General features: G+C 73.6%; 13 protein-coding genes. 5 read left to right on the top strand and 8 right to left on the bottom strand.

Annotated elements, in window-relative coordinates:
- Nucleotides 1-513: 513 nt before the first annotated feature.
- Complete coding sequence (locus ADY59_RS40445; protein WP_231619124.1) at nt 514-2,697, bottom strand: HelD family protein; 2,184 nt, start codon at nt 2,695-2,697, stop codon at nt 514-516.
- Between the two features lie 320 nt (nt 2,698-3,017).
- Between ADY59_RS40445 and ADY59_RS40440 the strand changes: the two genes are divergently transcribed.
- The 5 genes from ADY59_RS40440 (at nt 3,018) to ADY59_RS40420 (ending at nt 10,122) form a co-directional block, all read left to right on the top strand.
- Nucleotides 3,018-4,220, top strand: a complete 1,203-nt coding sequence (locus tag ADY59_RS40440; RefSeq protein ID WP_049574459.1) for an ROK family transcriptional regulator — start codon at nt 3,018-3,020, stop codon at nt 4,218-4,220.
- 97 nt (nt 4,221-4,317) lie between these two features.
- Nucleotides 4,318-5,580 (top strand): 6-phospho-beta-glucosidase, encoded by a 1,263-nt coding sequence (locus tag ADY59_RS40435; protein ID WP_049574456.1) that lies wholly within the window; start codon nt 4,318-4,320, stop codon nt 5,578-5,580.
- Nucleotides 5,577-6,554 (top strand): N-acetylglucosamine kinase, encoded by a 978-nt coding sequence (locus ADY59_RS40430; protein WP_049574469.1) that lies wholly within the window; start codon nt 5,577-5,579, stop codon nt 6,552-6,554. Before ADY59_RS40435 ends, ADY59_RS40430 begins: the two co-directional genes overlap by 4 nt.
- A gap of 48 nt (nt 6,555-6,602) precedes the next feature.
- Complete coding sequence (locus ADY59_RS40425; protein WP_049574454.1) at nt 6,603-8,831, top strand: hypothetical protein; 2,229 nt, start codon at nt 6,603-6,605, stop codon at nt 8,829-8,831.
- Between the two features lie 52 nt (nt 8,832-8,883).
- On the top strand, nt 8,884-10,122 hold the full coding sequence (locus ADY59_RS40420; protein ID WP_049574451.1) for a cation:proton antiporter: 1,239 nt from the start codon (nt 8,884-8,886) through the stop codon (nt 10,120-10,122).
- A 1-nt stretch (nt 10,123) separates the two neighbouring features.
- Here the strand turns inward: ADY59_RS40420 and ADY59_RS40415 are convergent, their stop codons facing one another.
- The 7 genes from ADY59_RS40415 to ADY59_RS40385 form a co-directional block, all read right to left on the bottom strand.
- Nucleotides 10,124-11,683: a glycerol-3-phosphate dehydrogenase/oxidase gene (locus ADY59_RS40415; protein ID WP_049574449.1), complete on the bottom strand. Its 1,560-nt coding sequence runs from the start codon at nt 11,681-11,683 to the stop codon at nt 10,124-10,126.
- Nucleotides 11,680-13,146: a glycerol kinase GlpK gene (gene glpK, locus ADY59_RS40410; protein WP_082310769.1), complete on the bottom strand. Its 1,467-nt coding sequence runs from the start codon at nt 13,144-13,146 to the stop codon at nt 11,680-11,682. Before glpK ends, ADY59_RS40415 begins: the two co-directional genes overlap by 4 nt.
- Nucleotides 13,147-13,231: 85 nt before the next feature.
- The gene (locus tag ADY59_RS40405) at nt 13,232-13,981 is read right to left on the bottom strand and encodes an IclR family transcriptional regulator (RefSeq protein ID WP_049574465.1); all 750 of its coding nucleotides are present in this window, start codon (nt 13,979-13,981) and stop codon (nt 13,232-13,234) included.
- Nucleotides 13,982-14,015: 34 nt separating this feature from the next.
- Complete coding sequence (locus ADY59_RS40400) at nt 14,016-14,465, bottom strand: Lrp/AsnC family transcriptional regulator (protein WP_049574446.1); 450 nt, start codon at nt 14,463-14,465, stop codon at nt 14,016-14,018.
- A gap of 23 nt (nt 14,466-14,488) precedes the next feature.
- Complete coding sequence (locus ADY59_RS40395; protein WP_049574462.1) at nt 14,489-15,082, bottom strand: GTP-binding protein; 594 nt, start codon at nt 15,080-15,082, stop codon at nt 14,489-14,491.
- Between the two features lie 264 nt (nt 15,083-15,346).
- Nucleotides 15,347-16,207 carry a terpene synthase family protein gene (locus tag ADY59_RS40390; RefSeq protein WP_049574444.1) on the bottom strand — a complete coding sequence of 287 codons (861 nt, stop codon included), beginning with the start codon at nt 16,205-16,207 and terminating at the stop codon, nt 15,347-15,349.
- Between the two features lie 110 nt (nt 16,208-16,317).
- Nucleotides 16,318-16,709, bottom strand: a 392-nt coding sequence (locus tag ADY59_RS40385) for a CHAT domain-containing protein (protein ID WP_049574441.1), incomplete at its 5' end; no start/stop codon positions are given.

Here is a 16,709-nt window from a genome sequence, read left to right as displayed (position 1 = left end):
GGGTGGGCCCGTTCGTTCCTGCACCACTGCGCGTCTCCCTCGCCGATCGCCTGCTTGCGAAAACGCTACCGCCCCGCGAGCGCGCTCAGGTCATCCAGGCGCGGCGGGTGAGGGGGCGGCAGGGTGATCCCGTAGCCGACGGGACCACCCGGCGCACAGACGGCCCGGTGCACGAGAACGGGAAGAGGGCCCGGAAACCCTTCGGACCGGACCCGTCTCGTCGGCGGCGAGCGCGGAATTCCGTTGTCTACTGGGCTCCCGGGCCCGTCCCGGGTCCAACCCCCCGCCCGGCTGGGGTGCCCCGACTCGACGGACCGACGGCCCTGCACCTGGCTGTGTGGACGAAGTCACGCTCCGTCACGGACGCAGGATCCGGCGATGTCAGAGACGGCCAACCGGCCAAGTCCCGTGCTGGACTGCGCAGCAAACTACCGACTCCACCTCAGATGTCAACCGTGTCCCGATCAGCAGAAACATCGAGTCTTCGCAGGTGGGTGCCCGCGCCGGAGCCGGTCAAAGCCCATTCGCGGGCATCGGCGAACGGGTTGGCAAGCCGCTGAGCGCCTGCGGGAGCGCCCCTTCGGACACGACGCCGAGCCGCTGCGTGGCACGGGTGAGCGCCACGTACAGGTCGCTGGGACCGCGCGGCGACTGGGCCGCGATGAGGCCTGGCTCGGCCACGATCACCGCGTCGAACTCCAGCCCCTTGGCGTCCGCCACGCCCATCACGGCCACGGGCGCGTCGAGCGCCGCCGCGCCGCGCGCCCGGCCGGCGCCGGGGGCGACGACCACCGCGCCCTCGACCGCGCCGCGCACGGCCTCGCCGAGCTCGCCGAGCAGCGCGTCGGGGGTCACCACGGCGATCTTGCCGCCCTCCGCCGCCTCGGCCCTGACCAGGCCGGGCAGCGCGGACAGCGGCGCCGACCAGGGCGGCGTGCCGCCCTCACGGACGGAGGTGGGAGCCTCCAGCGACGTGCCGACGGTGGCCAGCACGCGGGCGGCGACCTCCATCAGCTCGACGGGCGTGCGGTAGTTGACGGTCAGCCGTTCCTGCCGCCAGCGCCCGGCCACGTACGGGTCGAGCACTTCCTTCCACGACCGCGCGCCGGCGGCGGAGCCGGTCTGGGCGATGTCGCCGACGATCGTCATCGACCGGTTGGGGACCCGCCGCATGACCGTCCGCCACGCCATCGGCGACAGCTCCTGCGCCTCGTCCACGATGACGTGGCCGTAGGCCCAGCCCCGGTCGGCGGCGGCGCGTTCGGCGGTGGTCAGGTAGGGGCCGCCGCCGCGCTGGCGTTCGGCGAGCCGTTCGGCCTCCATGACGTCGGACAGGCCCGTCAGTTCGAGGACCTCGCGGGCGTAGGCGAGCTCGGCCTCGCGCTCGTGCTCCTCGGCGCGGCGGGCGGCGGCCAGCTCTTCCTCGGCCTGCAGGGCGCTGGCGCGCAGCACCTGCTCGTCGATCTCGCCGAGCAGCTCGGCGGCCTCGTCGAGCAGCGGCACGTCGGACTCGGTCCACTCCCCTCCGTCGCGGCGCAGCAGCTCCCGCTCCCCGGCCGACAGCACGGAGCCGGCCTCGCCGAGGCGTTCGGCCGAGCCGTACAGGCCGAGCAGCAGCCGCTGCGGCGTCAGGTAGGGCCACAGGCGGTTGAGCGCGGACCGGACGACCGGCTCGGTGCGCAGGTCCTCGCGCAGGTCGGCGAGCTCGTCGTCGTCGATGAGGCCCTTGCCGATCTTCTTGGCGAGCTGCCGGGCCAGGGCGTTGAGCAGCGACCTGACGAACACCGCGCGGGCCTGGTTGTGCGGGCGGCGCGAGCGGACGGCCTTGTTGCGGGCGGATTCGAGCATGCCGCGGTCGACGGTCAGCGTGTTGCGGCCGAGATTCAGCTCGATCGGCTCGCGCGGGATCCGCTGGCGTTCGCGCACCGCCTTGGCGAGCACCTCGGCCATCCGCGCGTCGCCCTTGACCGCGGCCACCTCGGGGCGGTCGCGGGCGGTGGCGGTCACGCCCGGGTAGAGCTCGCCGACCGTGGACAGCAGCACGTCGGTCTCGCCCAGCGAGGGCAGCACCTGCTCGATGTAGCGCAGGAAGGTCGGGTTGGGCCCGAGGACGAGCACGCCTCGGCGCTCCAGCCGCTCACGGTGGGTGTAGAGCAGGTAGGCGGCGCGGTGCAGCGCGACGACGGTCTTGCCGGTGCCGGGGCCGCCCTGCACCACCAGGACGCCGTTGAGGTCGGCGCGGATGACGCGGTCCTGCTCGCCCTGGATGGTGGCGACGATGTCGCGCATGCGGCCGGTGCGGCGCTCGTCCAGCGCGGCCAGCAGCGCGGCCTCGCCGTTGAGGGTGGCGCGGTCGTCCTCGGTGAGCGCGTCGAGGTCGAGCAGGTCGTCGTCGACGCCGACGACGTCGCGGCCCTTGGTCTGCAGGTGGCGGCGCCGGGTCACGCCCATCGGCGCGGCCGGGGTGGCGCGGTAGAAGGGCTGCGCGACGGGCGCGCGCCAGTCGATGAGCAGCCGTTCCTGCTCGTCGTCGGTCAGGCCGAGCTTGCCGATGTAGAGGCGGCCCTCCTCGTGGTGATCGAGCCGTCCGAAAACCAGGCCGCGCTCGACCGCCCAGAGCCGGGCCAGCCGGGTGGCGTGCATCTCGGCGAAGGCGTCGCGCTCGGACATGTTCTGCATCGTGCCGACGGCTCCCATGGCCAGCACGTCCTTGAGCTGCCGCTGGGTACGCTCGCGCAGCAGGTCTAGGCGGTCGTAGAGGCGGGTGACGTACGCCTGCTCCCTGGCGAGCTCTGTTTGACGAGTTGCCGCCAGACCATTATTGTGGTTAATGGGACGCTCCGGGCCAATCTGCTTGTTGTTACGACAAACGACGACATTAGCATGCCTGTAGAGCCACTCTCCGCCTTTCCCTCCCTCTCCTACGGTCACGGGTCGATTTCGACTCTTGACCGAATGGCCTTCCGCTCCTTACGTTCACCCCGGTTAGGAAAGTTTCCTAACTGGAAGGGGTAACAGTGAGCGGTCCCGTGCCGGGCACGCCGAGCCTGCTGCGCGCGATCAACGATCGTGCCGCCCTGCGCGCGCTCCTCGAACGCGGGCCACTCACCCGCCTCGAGATCGGCACGCTCACCGGTCTGTCGAAGCCTACGGCCTCGCAGTTGCTCTCCCGTTTGCAGGAAGCCGGTCTGGTCGTGCCCGACGGCATCAGGGAGGGCCTGCCGGGCCGCACGGCCGAGGTCTACCGGCTCAACCCGGAGGCGGCGTACGCGGCCGCGCTGGACGTCACCTTCACCCGCGTCGAGGCGCGCGTGGCGGACCTGACGGGCACCGTCGTCGGCGAGTACTCGGTGCCCGCCCCCTCGGCCCCCGGCGAGCTCCCCGGACGGCTGCGCGCGGCCCTCGCGGGGGCGAGGCCGCCCGAGCCGCCCCGCCGGGTGGTGATAGGCGTCCAGGCGGCCCTGGACCCCTCCACGGGGCGGCTGGGGTACGCGACGGCCGAGGAGATGCCCGGGTGGCACGTCGACGACCTGGAGGCCACGCTGAGCGCCGGGCTGGGCGTGCCGGTGTCGGTGGAGAACAACGTCAACCTGGTGGCCGTGGCCGAGCAGGCGCACGGCGCCGCGCGCGGCACGCCGGACTTCGTGCTGCTCTGGGCCGACCAGGGCATCGGCTCGGCCATCGTGCTGGGCGGCCGCATCCACCGGGGCGCCACCGGAGGCGCGGGCGAGGTCGGCTACATGCCCGCGCCGGGCGCCCCCACGGCCCGTGAGGCGGGCCAGTACGGCGACCACGGCTACCAGGCGCTCACCGGCGGCGCCGCGGTCCTGCGGCTGCTGCGCGCCCACGGCGTCGAAGGCGCGGACTTCTGCGAGGCGGTCGCCAACGCCGCCCGAGCCGCCGCCGTCCGTGCGCCTTCACCGGCGGAGGAGCGGGCGGCGGCCGGGTTGCGGGAGGTGGCGGCTCGGCTGTCCGTGGGGCTGGCGGCGATCACGTCCGTGGTGGACCCGGGGCTGATCGTGGTGACCGGCGGCGTGGTGCTGGCGGGCGGGGAGCCGCTGCGGACGCTGATCGAGCGGGAGCTGCACGCGCTGACCATCCCCCGGCCCCGGGTGCGCCTGTCGGCCGTGGAGGGCAACCCGGTGCTGGCCGGCGGGCTGGACCTGGCGCTGAAGACCGTGCGCGACGAGGTCTTCGGCGCCACCCTCCCCCGATCGTGACCCGCCGGACCGTGAGCCACCTGATCGTGAGCCAGCTGATCGTGAGCCAGCTGATCGTGACTTGCCGGATCGTGACCCGAGGGAAGGGAACCGAGGTTTGAGACTCGCTGTTGTCGGGGGCGGCTCGACGTACACGCCCGAGCTGATCGACGGGTTCGCGCGGCTGCGTGACGAGCTGCCCGTCACCGAGATCGCGCTGGTCGACCCGGACGGGCGGCGGCTGGAGCCGGTGGCCGCGATGGCGCGCCGGATGCTGGCGCACGCCGGGCACCCGGCGCGGGTGCTGGCCACGTCCTCGGTCGAGGAGGGCGTGGCCGGGGCGCGGGCGGTGCTGTTCCAGCTGCGGGTGGGCGGGCAGGCGGCGCGTGAGGTGGACGAGACGCTGCCGCTGCGCTGCGGCTGCGTCGGCCAGGAGACGACGGGCGCGGGCGGCCTGGCCAAGGCGCTGCGCACGGTCCCGGTGGTGCTGGAGCTGGCCGAGCGGGTGCGCCGGGAGGCTCCGGAGGCGTGGATCGTCGACTTCACCAACCCGGTCGGCATCGTCACCCGGGCGCTGCTGGACGCCGGGCACCGGGCGATCGGGCTGTGCAACGTGGCGATCGGCTTCCAGCGCCGCTTCGCGGCCGTGCTCGGCGTCGAGCCGTCGCGGGTGTCGCTCGGGCACGCCGGGCTCAACCACCTCACGTGGGTGCGCTCGGTGCACGTGGACGGGACGGACGTGCTGCCGGACCTGATCCGCGAGCACGGGCAGAAGATCGCCGCCGACGTCGGGCTGCCGTCCGCGCTGCTCTCCCGGCTCGGCGCGGTGCCGTCGTACTACCTGCGCTACTTCTACGCCCACGACCTGGTGGTGGCCGAGCAGCGCACCGAGCCGTCACGGGCGGCCCGGGTCGCGGCGATGGAGAAGCAACTGCTGGAGACGTACGCCGACCCGGCGGTGACGGCCAAGCCGGCCCTGCTGGAGCAGCGGGGAGGCGCGTTCTACTCGGAGGCGGCGGTCGCCCTGATCGCCTCGCTGCTCGGCGACCGCGGCGACACCCAGGTCGTCAACGTCCGCAACGGCGGCACACTGCCGTTCCTGCCGGACGACGCGGTCGTCGAGGTCCCGGCCAGGATCACCGCCTCGGGGGCCGTGCCACAGCCGGTGCCGCCCCTGGAGCCGCTGTACGCCGGGCTCGTCGCGCACGTGTCGGCATACGAGACGCTCGCGCTGCGCGCGGCCCTCGAAGGCGGCGCCGACCAGGTGCGGGACGCACTGCTCGCCCACCCGCTCGTCGGCCAGGAGCACCTGGCGCGGGAGCTGACCGGCCTGCTGCTCGACGCCAACCGGGCGCACCTGCCGTGGGCGGCGGGGCGATGACGCGCCGCAGGGTCCTGGTGGCGGTCGACGGCGGCAACAGCAAGACGGACGTGGCGGTGGTGACTGAGGACGGCGAAATCCTGGCGACCGGCCGCGCGGGCGCCTTCGCCCCGCAGAGCGCGGGCGTCCGGGCGGCCGTGGACGTCGTGGAGGAGGCCGTGCGCGACGCCGGCTGGGCGGGGGCCGGCCGGTTCGACCACGTGGCCGCCTATCTCGCCGGTGCGGACCTGCCGGTGGAGGAGGAGGCGCTGGCGCGCGAGTTCGCCGCGCGCGGCTTCGGCCCGGACGTCGTCGTGCGCAACGACGTGTTCGCCCTGCTGCGGGCGGGGGCGTCGCGGCCGTGGGGCGTGGCGGTGGTGTGCGGGGCGGGCATCAACGCGGCCGGGGTCTCCCCCGGCGGCGAGGTGGCCAGGTTCCCGGCGCTGGGGCGGATCAGCGGCGACTGGGGCGGCGGCCAGGGCGTCGGGGAGGAGGCGCTGTGGCACGCGGTGCGCGCCGAGGACGGCCGAGGCCCCGCGACCGCGCTGGCGGACGCGGTGAAGGAGCATTTCGGCACCGCCACCGTCGAGGAGCTCGTGCTGGCCCTGCACTTCGGCGAGGTGGACCGGGGACGGCTGCACGAGCTGGCTCCCGGCGTGTTCGCCGCCGCCGGGACGGGCGACGCCGTGGCGGCGGCGCTGGTCGGGCGGCAGGCCGAGGAGGTGGTGGTGCTGGCCGAGGTGTGCCTGCGCCGGCTGGGCCTGCTGGAGACGCCCGCGGAGGTCGTCCTGGGCGGCGGCCTGCTGACGGCCGGCCACCCGTTGCTGATGGACCTCGTGGGCGCCGGGCTGGCCGTCAGGGCGCCGAAGGCGGAGCCGGTGGTGTCTGGCGTCCGCTCGATCACCGGGGCCGTCCTGTGCGGCCTGGAGCGCCTCGGCGCGGCGGAGACGGCCAAGGCACGGCTTCTGACGGAGAGTAACCTTATGGACACGTGATTACGCCGGGCTATGGCGTGACTCCCCCGGCGCGGCGACCATGCGTCTATGGACGGGTTCCTCGACACCACCAGCCGCGGCCTGACCGAGCTGCGCGTGCACGGCGTGTCCGGCACGCCGCCGGACCAGATGCTCAACCATCCGCATCCGCGGCTGGTGTCGGGCGACTCGACGACGGGCTTCTACCGCCGGTGGTGGCCGGCCGGGCGGCCCGAGGGCGAGCAGGCCGACGTGCCGGACGTGCGGCACCGCGAGGCGTACGCGTGGGGCGGGCTGACCTCCGGCGGCCGGACGATCGCGCTGTGGCTGCTGCTGCTGCCGTTCTCGCTGGCGAACCTGGCCTACTTCATGCTGCCGAGGCCGGCGCGCGGGCGGCGGCTGCGGCACGTGGTCGAGGCGGCCCAGCGGCTGTTCGCGCTGCTGCTCACCGGCACGCTCGTGCAGGCGGTGATCGGGTCGAGCGTGGACCTGGTGGGCTGGCAGTGCACCGCCGCGGGCCGCGCGTGCACGTACGAGACCGCGCCGGTGTGGGTGCGCTGGCTGGGCGAGCTGTGGGGGGTGGAGGAGTCGCGGCGGCTGGCCGTCACGGCGCTGGTGCCGCTGGCCGTGGTGGGGCTGCTGTGGCTGATCGCCCGGCGGACGTGGAACCGCGACGAGCGTACGGCGATGCCGTCCGGCGGCCGGTCCGGCGGATCGCCCGCCGGTTCGGAGGACGCGGCGCTTCCGCTGGCGCGGCGGCGGCTGTGGCAGGGCGACGTGCCGGTGTGGCGGCTGCGCGCGGTGCACGTCGCGTACGCGCTCAGCGCGATCGGGCTGGCCGTGTCGGTGCCGTTCGCCGGGGCGGGGCGGGCGCTGACGGCGGCGAACGCGGCCGTCCAGGTCGCGGCGGCCGTGCTGGTGCTGCTGCCGGGCCTGGCCCGGCGGGTGGATCCGGGCGGCGCCGACGCCGGCGGCAGGGCGCTCACGGCGGCCTGCCGGATCCTGGAGGCCGCCGCGCCGGCGGTGCTCGCGGCGACGCTCGTGGCGGCGCTGGCCGGGCTGCCGCTCGGCGGCCCGCGCGGGGCGGCCCTCCAGCTGCCCGGCGTGGGCGCGGTGCGGTTCGCGCTGCTGGTGGCGCTGGTGGCGTTCCTGCTGGCGGCCACCTGGGTGCTGGCGCGGCTGACGGCGCCGGCGGAGCGGCCCGCGATGCGCGGGATGGCCAGCTGGTTCACGCTGATGGTGGCGGCAGGCAGCGCGAACGCCCTCGCGCTGGGCGTCATGTTCTGGACCGCGTCGTTCTTCGGCGTGCCCGAGTCGCCCGCCAGGGCGCAGCCGATCGGCCGCAAGCTCTTCCTCGGCGACGCCGTGTGGTGGACCGCCGCGCTCGTGCCGATCCTGGTGCTGGGCCTGCTCTGCGCGGGGGTCGTGCTGTGGCGGATCCGCCGTGCGGCCACGGAGCTGCTCACCCCGAAGCTCACCCCCTACTACGGCGACGACGGCGACGACGTGGCCGGCAAGTGGGCGCTGGCCTCGCTCACCGACCGGGCGGGGCTGGTGCTGGGGCTGCTCGTCGGGGTTATGCTGACCGGCTTCGCCGTCGTGACGGTGATCTACCAGTTCGGGCTGATCACGCCGGTCGGCGGCACCGCCGGGCTGTTCGCCACGATCGGCAGCTGGGCCATCACCGCCATCCTCGTCGGCCTGGTGCTGCTGGGCCGGCGCACCTACAGCGATCCGGCGCTGCGCCGCACCATCGGCATCCTGTGGGACGTGGCCACCTTCTGGCCGCGGGCCATCCACCCGCTCTCGCCGCCCTGCTACACCGAGCGGGTGCTGCCCGAGCTCGTCGCGCGTGTCGGCGTGCTGTCGCGGCAGGAGCGCGACACGGTCGTGCTGTCCGGGCACAGCCAGGGCAGCGTCATCGCCGCCGCCCTGGTGCTGCAGCTCGGGCCCGCCGATCGGGAGCGGGTGCGGCTGCTCACCCACGGCTCGCCGCTGCGCAGGCTGTACGCGGCCTTCTTCCCCGCCTACTTCGGCGGGCCGAGCCTGCCCTCGGTGCGTGAGGCGGTGCCGTGGGTCAACCTCTACCGGCTGAGCGACCCGATCGGCGGGCCCGTGTTCGCCCCGGCCGACCCGTTCGGCCCGCTCGCGTCGCCGGGCGGGCGGGAGCCGGTGGACGTGTTCTGCTGGGACCCGCCGCAGCCCGAGCCCGGCGAACCGCTCGCCGAGCTGCGCTGGCACTCCGACTACTGGTTCGACCCGCCCTACGACCAGGCCATGGCCAGGCTCACCGGGTAGCTGCCGGGCGGCCGAAGGGCTAACAGCCGATCTTCCGGGCAGGATGCCCGGGATGTCCACTCCTGACCTCCTGCTCGCCATAGGCGGCGCCGCGGCGCTGCTGGCCGCCCTCCTCCCGGGGGTCCTCGCCAAACGGGCGATATCGCTGCCGCTGACCTACCTGGCCGGGGGTGTGCTGCTGTTCCTGCTGCCCCTGGGGCTGCCCGAGCCCGACCCGGTGGCGCACCGGCTGGCCCTGGAGCACATCACCGAGATCTGCGTGGTCATCTCGCTGATGGGCGCCGGCCTGGCGCTCAACCGGAGAGTGGGATGGCGGTCGTGGGGGACCACGTGGCGGCTGCTCGGCTGGGCGATGCCGGTGACGATCGCCGGGGTGGCCGGCGCCGCGCTCGTGCTGCTGGAGTGGCCGCTCGCGGCGGCCTTGCTGATCGGGGCGGTGCTCGCGCCCACCGACCCGGTCCTCGCCTCCGACGTGCACGTGGGCGAGCCGGTCGACGTGGAGAACGCCGACGACGAGGTCCGGTTCGCGCTCACCTCCGAGGCGGGGCTGAACGACGGGCTGGCCTTCCCCATCGTGTACGCGGCCATCGCGCTGGCCGCGGTGGGAGGCGCGGGCTGGGCGGGCGAATGGGCTCTCGTGGACGTGCTCTACCGGACGGCCGCCGGCGTGATCTGCGGCCTGCTGCTGGGGCGGGTGCTCGGCCGTCTCTTCTTCCACACGGGGAAGAAGAAACTGCGCCTGGCCGAACGGCACGACGGGTTCGTCGCCCTGGCCGCCACCCTCCTGTCGTACGGGCTGACGGAGCTGGCCCACGGGTACGGCTTCGTGGCGGTGTTCGTCACCGCGTGCACGATCAGGAACGCCGAGCGCGGCCACGGCTACAACTCCGTCCTGCACGGCTTCGTGGAGCAGATCGAGCGGCTCTTCACCGCGTGGCTGCTGCTTCTGCTGGGCGGGTTCGTCGCGGCGGGCGGCCTGGCGGCGCTCACCTGGCGAGGCGCCGCCGTCGGCGTGCTGCTGCTGTTCGTGATCCGGCCGCTGGCGGGCTGGCTGTCCCAGGCGGGAGGGGCGGCCGGGCCCCGGGAGCGGCTGGTGATCTCGTTCTTCGGCATCCGGGGCATCGGATCGCTGTTCTACCTGGCGTTCGCGCTGGGGCACGCGGATTTCGGCGTGCCGGCGGACGAACTGTGGGCGGTGGCGGGCTTCACCGTGCTGGCCTCCGTCGTGGTGCACGGGGTCACCGCCACCCCGGTCATGCGTCGCCTGGACGCCCTGCGCGCCCGCCGGTGAGTCAGGGGCTCAGGAGGGTGGCGACGCGGGCGCGGACCTCGTCGGTGTCGAGGCCGCGGACGGTGAGCGTGGTGCGGCGGCGCAGCACGTCGTCGACGGTGACCGCCCACTCGTGGTCGCGCGCGTAGACCGCCTGGGCCCAGATGTCGGGCCCGTCCGGATGCATGCGCTCGCCGAGCGCCGGGTCGTCCCGGATGAGCCGGGCCACGTCGAAGGCCAGCGTCCCGTAGTGGGAGGCGAGGTGGCGGGCGACGAGCGGGTCCATGCGGGCGCCGGGGTCGCGCTCGGACCACAGCCGCATCGCGACCGCGTCGGGGCTGGCCAGGCCGGGCAGGGGCACCGCGGGCAGGATGTCGGCCAGGTCGTCGCCGAGCGGCCGGCCCGGCAGGTGGGCGAGCGTGTCGAGCACCAGCCTGCCGATGTGGCGGTAGGTGGTCCACTTGCCGCCGGCGACCGACAGCATGCCGCCCTTGCCGCGGCTGAGCAGCGTCTCCCGTTTGGCGGCGGCGACCCGGCCGGGGCCGCCGGGCAGCACCCGCAGCCCGGCGAAGGCGTAGGTGATGTCCTCGCGGCGCACCTGGGCGTCCTGGACCGCGTGGCCCGCCTCGTCGAGGATCTGGGCCACGTCGGCGTCGGTGGCGCGCACCTGGGCGGGGTCGCCGTCGTACGCCTCGTCGGTGGTGCCGAGCAGCAGGTGGTCCTCCCACGGGATGGCGAACGACACCCGGTACTTGTCGATCGGGATCGTCAGCGCCGCCTTCCACGGCTCGTGGCGGCGCAGCACCAGGTGGGCGCCCTTGGACAGGCGGATGCTGGGCGCGGCGCCCGGGTCCTCCATGCGGCGCAGGTGGTCGACCCACGGACCGGTGGCGTTGAGCACGAGCCGGGCCGATACGCCGAACTCGCCGCCGTCGAGCCGGTCGCGCAGGTCGGCGCCGGTGACGGTGCCGCCGGTCATCCGCAGCCCGACGACCTCGGCGTGGTTGAGCACGACGGCGCCCGCGTCGACGGCGGCGCGCACGGTCATGACGGCGACGCGGCTGTCGTTCATCTGGTGGTCGCCGTAGACGGCGGCGGCGCGCAGGCCGGCGGGCTTGAGCGCGGGCACCCGGGCCAGCGCCTGCTGCGGCGTGATGACCCTGCCGAGGCCGTCGCCGAACACCGACAGCGCCGAGTAGAGGAAGACGCCGGCGCCGAGCTTGGCGGCGCCGTGCGGGCCGCCCCGGTAGATCGGCACCACGAACGACAGCGGCTTGACCAGGTGCGGGGCGATCTCGCCGGCCAGCGCGCGGCGCTCGCGGTGGTTCTCCGCGACGAGCTTGACGTTGCCCGTCTGCAGGTAGCGCAGGCCGCCGTGGACGAGCTTGGAGGAGGCGCTGGAGGTGGCGCCGGCGAAGTCGCCCGCGTCGACCATGGCCACCCGCAGCCCGGCCTGGGCGGCCATCCAGGTGACGGAGGTGCCGAGGATGCCGCCGCCGATGACGAGCAGGTCGTAGGGGTGGCGGCTCAGCTCCTCGCGTGTCGCGGCCCGTTCGCCGGCCGTGGTGCGGGTGGCGGTCATGTCGTGCTCCAGTCGAGGCTGCGTTCGATGGCTTTGCGCCAGTTGCGGTGCTCGGCGTCCCGGACGGCCGGGTCGATCTCCGGCCGCCATTCGGCGGCCTTGTGCCAGTTGGCGCGCAGCGCGTCGGTGCCGGGCCAGTAGCCGGTGGCCAGCCCGGCCGCGTACGCCGCGCCGAGGCACGTGGTCTCGGCCACCATGGGACGGACGACGGGCACGGCCAGCACGTCGGCCAGGATCTGCATGAGCAGGTTGTTGGCGGTCATGCCGCCGTCGGCGCGCAGCGCGGTGAGCGCCAGGCCGGCGTCGGCGTTCATCGCGTCGACCACCTCGCGGGTCTGCCAGGCGGTGGCCTCCAGCACGGCGCGGGCGATGTGCCCCTTGGTGACGAACCCGGTCAGCCCGGCGATGACGCCGCGCGCGTCGGCGCGCCAGTGCGGGGCGAACAGGCCGGAGAAGGCGGGCACGAAGTAGCAGCCGCCGTTGTCGTCTACGGTGCGGGCCAGGGTCTCGATCTCGGCGGCGCTGGAGATGAGGCCGAGGTTGTCGCGCAGCCACTGCACCAGGGAGCCGGTGACGGCGATCGAGCCTTCCAGCGCGTAGGTGGCGGGGGCGTCGCCGATCTGGTAGCCGACGGTGGTGAGCAGGCCGTGCTTGGAGGTGACGGGCTCGGCGCCGGTGTTCATCAGCAGGAAGCTGCCCGAGCCGTAGGTGCTCTTGGTCTCGCCGGGGGCGAAGCAGGTCTGGCCGAACAGCGCGGCCTGCTGGTCGCCGAGCGCCGCGGCGACCGGGAGCCCGCCTTCGGTGTGGCCGTAGACCTCGGCGCTGGGGCGGATCTCCGGCAGCATCGCGGCGGGCACGCGCAGCGCGTCGAGCAGCTCGGGGTCCCAGGCCAGCGTGCGCAGGTTCATCAGCATGGTGCGGCTGGCGTTGGTGACGTCGGTGACGTGCCTGCCGGTGAGTTTCCAGATCAGCCAGCTGTCGACGGTGCCGAACAGCACGTCGCCGCGCTCGGCCCGGTCGCGCAGGCCGGGTGTCTCGTCCAGCAGCCAGCGGATCTTCGGCCCGGCGAAGTACGTGGCCAGCGGCAGCCCGGCCCGCTCGCGAAACAGCGCCTCGTGGGCGGCGAGCGAGGTGACCAGGGAGTCGGTGCGGGTGTCCTGCCACACGATGGCGTTGGCCACCGGCTCGCCGGTGCGGCGGTCCCACAGGATGGTCGTCTCGCGCTGGTTGGTGATGCCGAGGGCGACCACGCTGCCGGGCTCGAGGCCGCTGCCGGTCACGGCGTCGGCGAGCACGCCCTGGACGGCCTCCCAGATCTCGGCCGCGTCGTGCTCGACCCAGCCGGGCCTGGGGAAGATCTGCCGGTGCTCGCGCTGCGCCACCGACACGATCCGGCCGCCCTCGTCGAACACCATGCACCGGCTGGACGTGGTGCCCTGGTCGATGGCGGCGACGTACTCCACGGCTTCCTCACTTCTCGCATGTTCGGCATTGCCGAACGCATCGGCTTGAGATCCTAGTCGGGGCGCGGCGGGTGGTGTCAACCGGTCACCGGCTCAGATCCCGGGTGATGGCGCGGGCCGCGTCGCGCACGTAGGACACCAGGTCACGGCGCGGCTCGCCGTCCTCGGCCAGCCGCTCGACGGCCCCCCGCACGCCGATCGCCCCCACGGTGACGGCGCGGCGGTCGCGGATCGGCGCGGCGATCGACACCTCCCCCTCGACGAGCTCCTCCAGGTCGGCCGCCCAGCCCCGGCCGCGCACCAGCTCCAGCTCCTTGGCCAGCGCGTCGGCGGTGACCAGGGTGGCCGGCGTGTGCGCGGCCAGCGGCTCCTTCGCACTCTCACCGTACGGGTCGTAGGCGAGCAGCACCTTGCCCAGGGCGGTGGCGTGCGCCGGCAGCAGGGTGCCGACCTGCAGGACCTGCATGCTGTCGTCGGGCCGGAAGACGTGGTGCACGACCAGGACGCCGCCCTCGTGCAGGGTGCCGATCCACACGCTCTCGCGGCTGCGCCCGGCCAGGGCGTCGGCCCAGTTGAGCGAGCGGGTGCGCAGCTCGTTGACGTCGAGGTAGCTGCTGCCCAGGTGGAGGAGGGTGCCGCCCAGCCGGTAGCGGCCGGTGGTGGCGTCCTGCTCGACGAACCCGACGTGCACCAGCGTGCGCAGGATGCCGTGCAGGGTCCCCTTCGGCAGCTCCATGGCGCGGGCGAGCTCGGCCACCCCCAGCTCGCGCGGCCCCGAGGCCAGCAGCCGCAGGATGCCGGCGGCGCGCTCGACGGACTGGATGGTGTCTCCCACGCCCACACCCTACCTCGCGTTCGGCATTACCGAACTATTCGGAGGGCGCTTCCAGGGCGCGGTGCTCGTACGGGGTGCTCAGGACGACCGTGGTGCGGGTGGAGACGTTGGCCGCGGCGCGGATCTGCTGGAGCAGCTCCTCCAGCGCGACCGGCGAGGCGACGCGCACCTTGAGGATGTAGCTCTCGTCGCCGGCCACGCTGTGGCAGGCCTCGATCGCGGTCAGGTGCGCCAGCCGGTCGGGGGCGTCGTCGGGCGCGGCCGGGTCGATGGGCTTGATCGACACGAACGCGGTCATCGGCAGCCCGACCGCGTCGTAGTCGACGATCGCGGCGTAGCCGCGCAGCACGCCCCGCTTCTCCAGGCGGCGCACCCGCTGGTGCACGGCCGACACCGACAGCCCGGTCTCCCTGGCCAGGTCGGTGAAGCTCATCCGGCCGTCGCCGGCCAGCAGCGTGACGATCCTGCGATCGATCTCCTCCATCGGTCAAAAATATCCGGTCATGGTCACGACATCGTCCCGACCGGGGAAGCTCCCATGCGCATCGCGTGCTCCACGAGCGTGACGAGCACGTCCCGGCCGGAATCGCGCCGGCGGGCGTCGCAGCGCACGATCGGCACGCCCGGCTCCAGGCCGAGCGCCTGGCGCACCTCGCCGACGGTGAACGGGCGGGCGCCGTCGAAGCAGTTGAGCGCCACCACGAACGGCTGGCGGCGCTTCTCGAAGTAGTCGATGGCCGGGAAGCAGTCGGCCAGGCGGCGGGTGTCGGCCAGCACGACCGCGCCGAGCGCGCCCATGGCCAGGTCGTCCCAGACGAAGAAGAAGCGCTCCTGGCCGGGGGTGCCGAACAGGTAGAGCATGTAGTCGCCGCGGATCGTGATGCGGCCGAAGTCCATGGCCACGGTGGTCGTCGGCTTGAACTCCACGCCGTAGAGGTCGTCGACGTGCACGCCGGCGTGGGTGAGCGCCTCCTCGGTGCGCAGCGTGCGGGTCTCCGACACGGCGCCCACCATCGTGGTCTTGCCCGCGCCGAAGCCACCCGCGATCAGGATCTTGATCGGGGTCGGCAGCCGCCAGTGATCAGAGCGACCGAAGTCCATCCAGCACCGCCTGTACATCCCTCCGCGGCCGGGCCACGGCCGCATGCCCTCCTGCGGCGCCGTGGTCAGCGACCCCTGTCAAGGCGTCGAGAAAGGTTGATCCACATGCCTGGCACCGAGACACCCTAGCAATGCCACAAATTACACTCAAGAGTTAAACTACCCCAGAAATCAATATGTCACCGTTTGTCGCTTATTGCGCCTTTTGGGGTGACTGGTGAGGCGGGGCGGTAAAGCTCGCTGTCATGATATCTGACCTGTCGGTTAATCATGCCGGGCATAGCCCGAAATATTGTGAAAACCTGCACTGAAGCCCATTTGTCGCCATAAGTAGTCGGCCGCACGCGGGCTGCCATGCCGCAGCCGCTCGATCAGCCCGCCCGCCTCGCCCGCCAGGCCGGACATCGCGTCGGTCACCTCGCCGGAGGTGACGCCGAGCATGAGGACGTTCAGGCCGCCCCAGCTCACGTCGCGCCGGTAGGAGGCCAGGTCGCCGAGCAGGTGCAGGTAGCGCTGGACGTGCCCGCTGACCGCGCGCAGCTCCTCCAGGTGCGCCTTCGCCCACGCGTCGCCGGCGTAGATCCAGTGTGACAGGTCGACGAAACTGGTGCCGCGGCTGTCGGCGTTGTCCAGATAGAGGGGGAACGTCACCCGTGCCCCGGTGTCGCGCCACACCCACGCCCGGTCCATCGCGGCCAGCGTGCGTGCGAGCTGGTCGCGCCAGACCCTGCGCAGCTCGCCGAACTCCGCGACCGTGGCCAGTTCGTCACGCAGGTCGGCCAGGAATCGGGTGACGGCCGACCGTGGCACCTCGCCGTCGGCGACGGCCAGGCAGTCGCGGGCCAGCCGCGTCACCTGCTCGCGGGTGGTGGCGGTGTGGTCCACCAGCCGGTCGAGCGCCAGCACCCACAGGGCGGTACGGTTGACGATCTTCAGGCGGTCGGCGGTGGCCCAGGGCGCGCTGAAGGCGCCCGACAGCGACAGCGTGGTGTAGAACTCGGCGTCGAAGACCGCCGCGGGGAACAGCCCGGCATACATCTGGGCGCACCGCCGCAGATCTCTGCCGCAGGCGGCGGCCAGCGCGCACGTACGGCCGAGCTCGAACGCCTCGTCCCCGTCAGGCATCCTAACGCCGCTCGATCGGCACTCGGATCATCGGCGTGACCCCCAATACCCTCTGTAATGAATTGTCACATGATCACTGGGATCCGATCAAGGCATGCCGGCGTGCCGGATCAGCCCGCCCCGATGGCGATGAAGGAGACGTCGTCGCCGCGCGCGTCACGCAGCGCCTCGGCGAGCGTCAGTCCCCGCCGCAGCCCCGCGTGCAGGCGGACCATGACGGGCACGGCCGTCTCGTCGTTGACCGGGACGACGCTGGCCACGATGCCGGCGGTGCCCAGGTGCAGCAGCGCCGTGGCCGGGCCGATCAGCTCGTCCGCGCCGACGGCGGCCATCTGGGCGGAGTCGCAGCTCGACAGCACCAGCCGGTACGGAGCCCGCCGCAGCCGTTCCAGGTCGTAGACGGTCAGCGGGCCGTCGTCCAGGTAGAGCGAGGAGAACAGCGGGCTGTCGGCCCGGAACGTCGCGTGCGCGGCCACGTGGGCGAGCGCGCAGCCGTCGATGG

It is taken from the genome of Nonomuraea sp. SBT364 (genome assembly GCF_001083785.1).
In the GTDB taxonomy this organism is placed as follows: domain Bacteria; phylum Actinomycetota; class Actinomycetes; order Streptosporangiales; family Streptosporangiaceae; genus Nonomuraea.
The sequence above is the reverse complement of the archived record's forward strand: the minus strand, read 5'-3'. Positions and strand labels throughout refer to the sequence as shown.

Coding starts and splice junctions, on each gene's coding strand:
- ADY59_RS40445 (WP_231619124.1), bottom strand. CDS start 2,697: ATGGGAGCCGTCGGCACGATGCAGAACATGTCCGAGCGCGACGCCTTC.
- ADY59_RS40430 (WP_049574469.1), top strand. CDS start 5,577: ATGACGCGCCGCAGGGTCCTGGTGGCGGTCGACGGCGGCAACAGCAAG.
- ADY59_RS40425 (WP_049574454.1), top strand. CDS start 6,603: ATGGACGGGTTCCTCGACACCACCAGCCGCGGCCTGACCGAGCTGCGC.
- ADY59_RS40420 (WP_049574451.1), top strand. CDS start 8,884: ATGTCCACTCCTGACCTCCTGCTCGCCATAGGCGGCGCCGCGGCGCTG.
- ADY59_RS40415 (WP_049574449.1), bottom strand. CDS start 11,683: ATGACCGCCACCCGCACCACGGCCGGCGAACGGGCCGCGACACGCGAG.
- ADY59_RS40400 (WP_049574446.1), bottom strand. CDS start 14,465: ATGGAGGAGATCGATCGCAGGATCGTCACGCTGCTGGCCGGCGACGGC.
- ADY59_RS40395 (WP_049574462.1), bottom strand. CDS start 15,082: ATGGACTTCGGTCGCTCTGATCACTGGCGGCTGCCGACCCCGATCAAG.
- ADY59_RS40390 (WP_049574444.1), bottom strand. CDS start 16,207: ATGCCTGACGGGGACGAGGCGTTCGAGCTCGGCCGTACGTGCGCGCTG.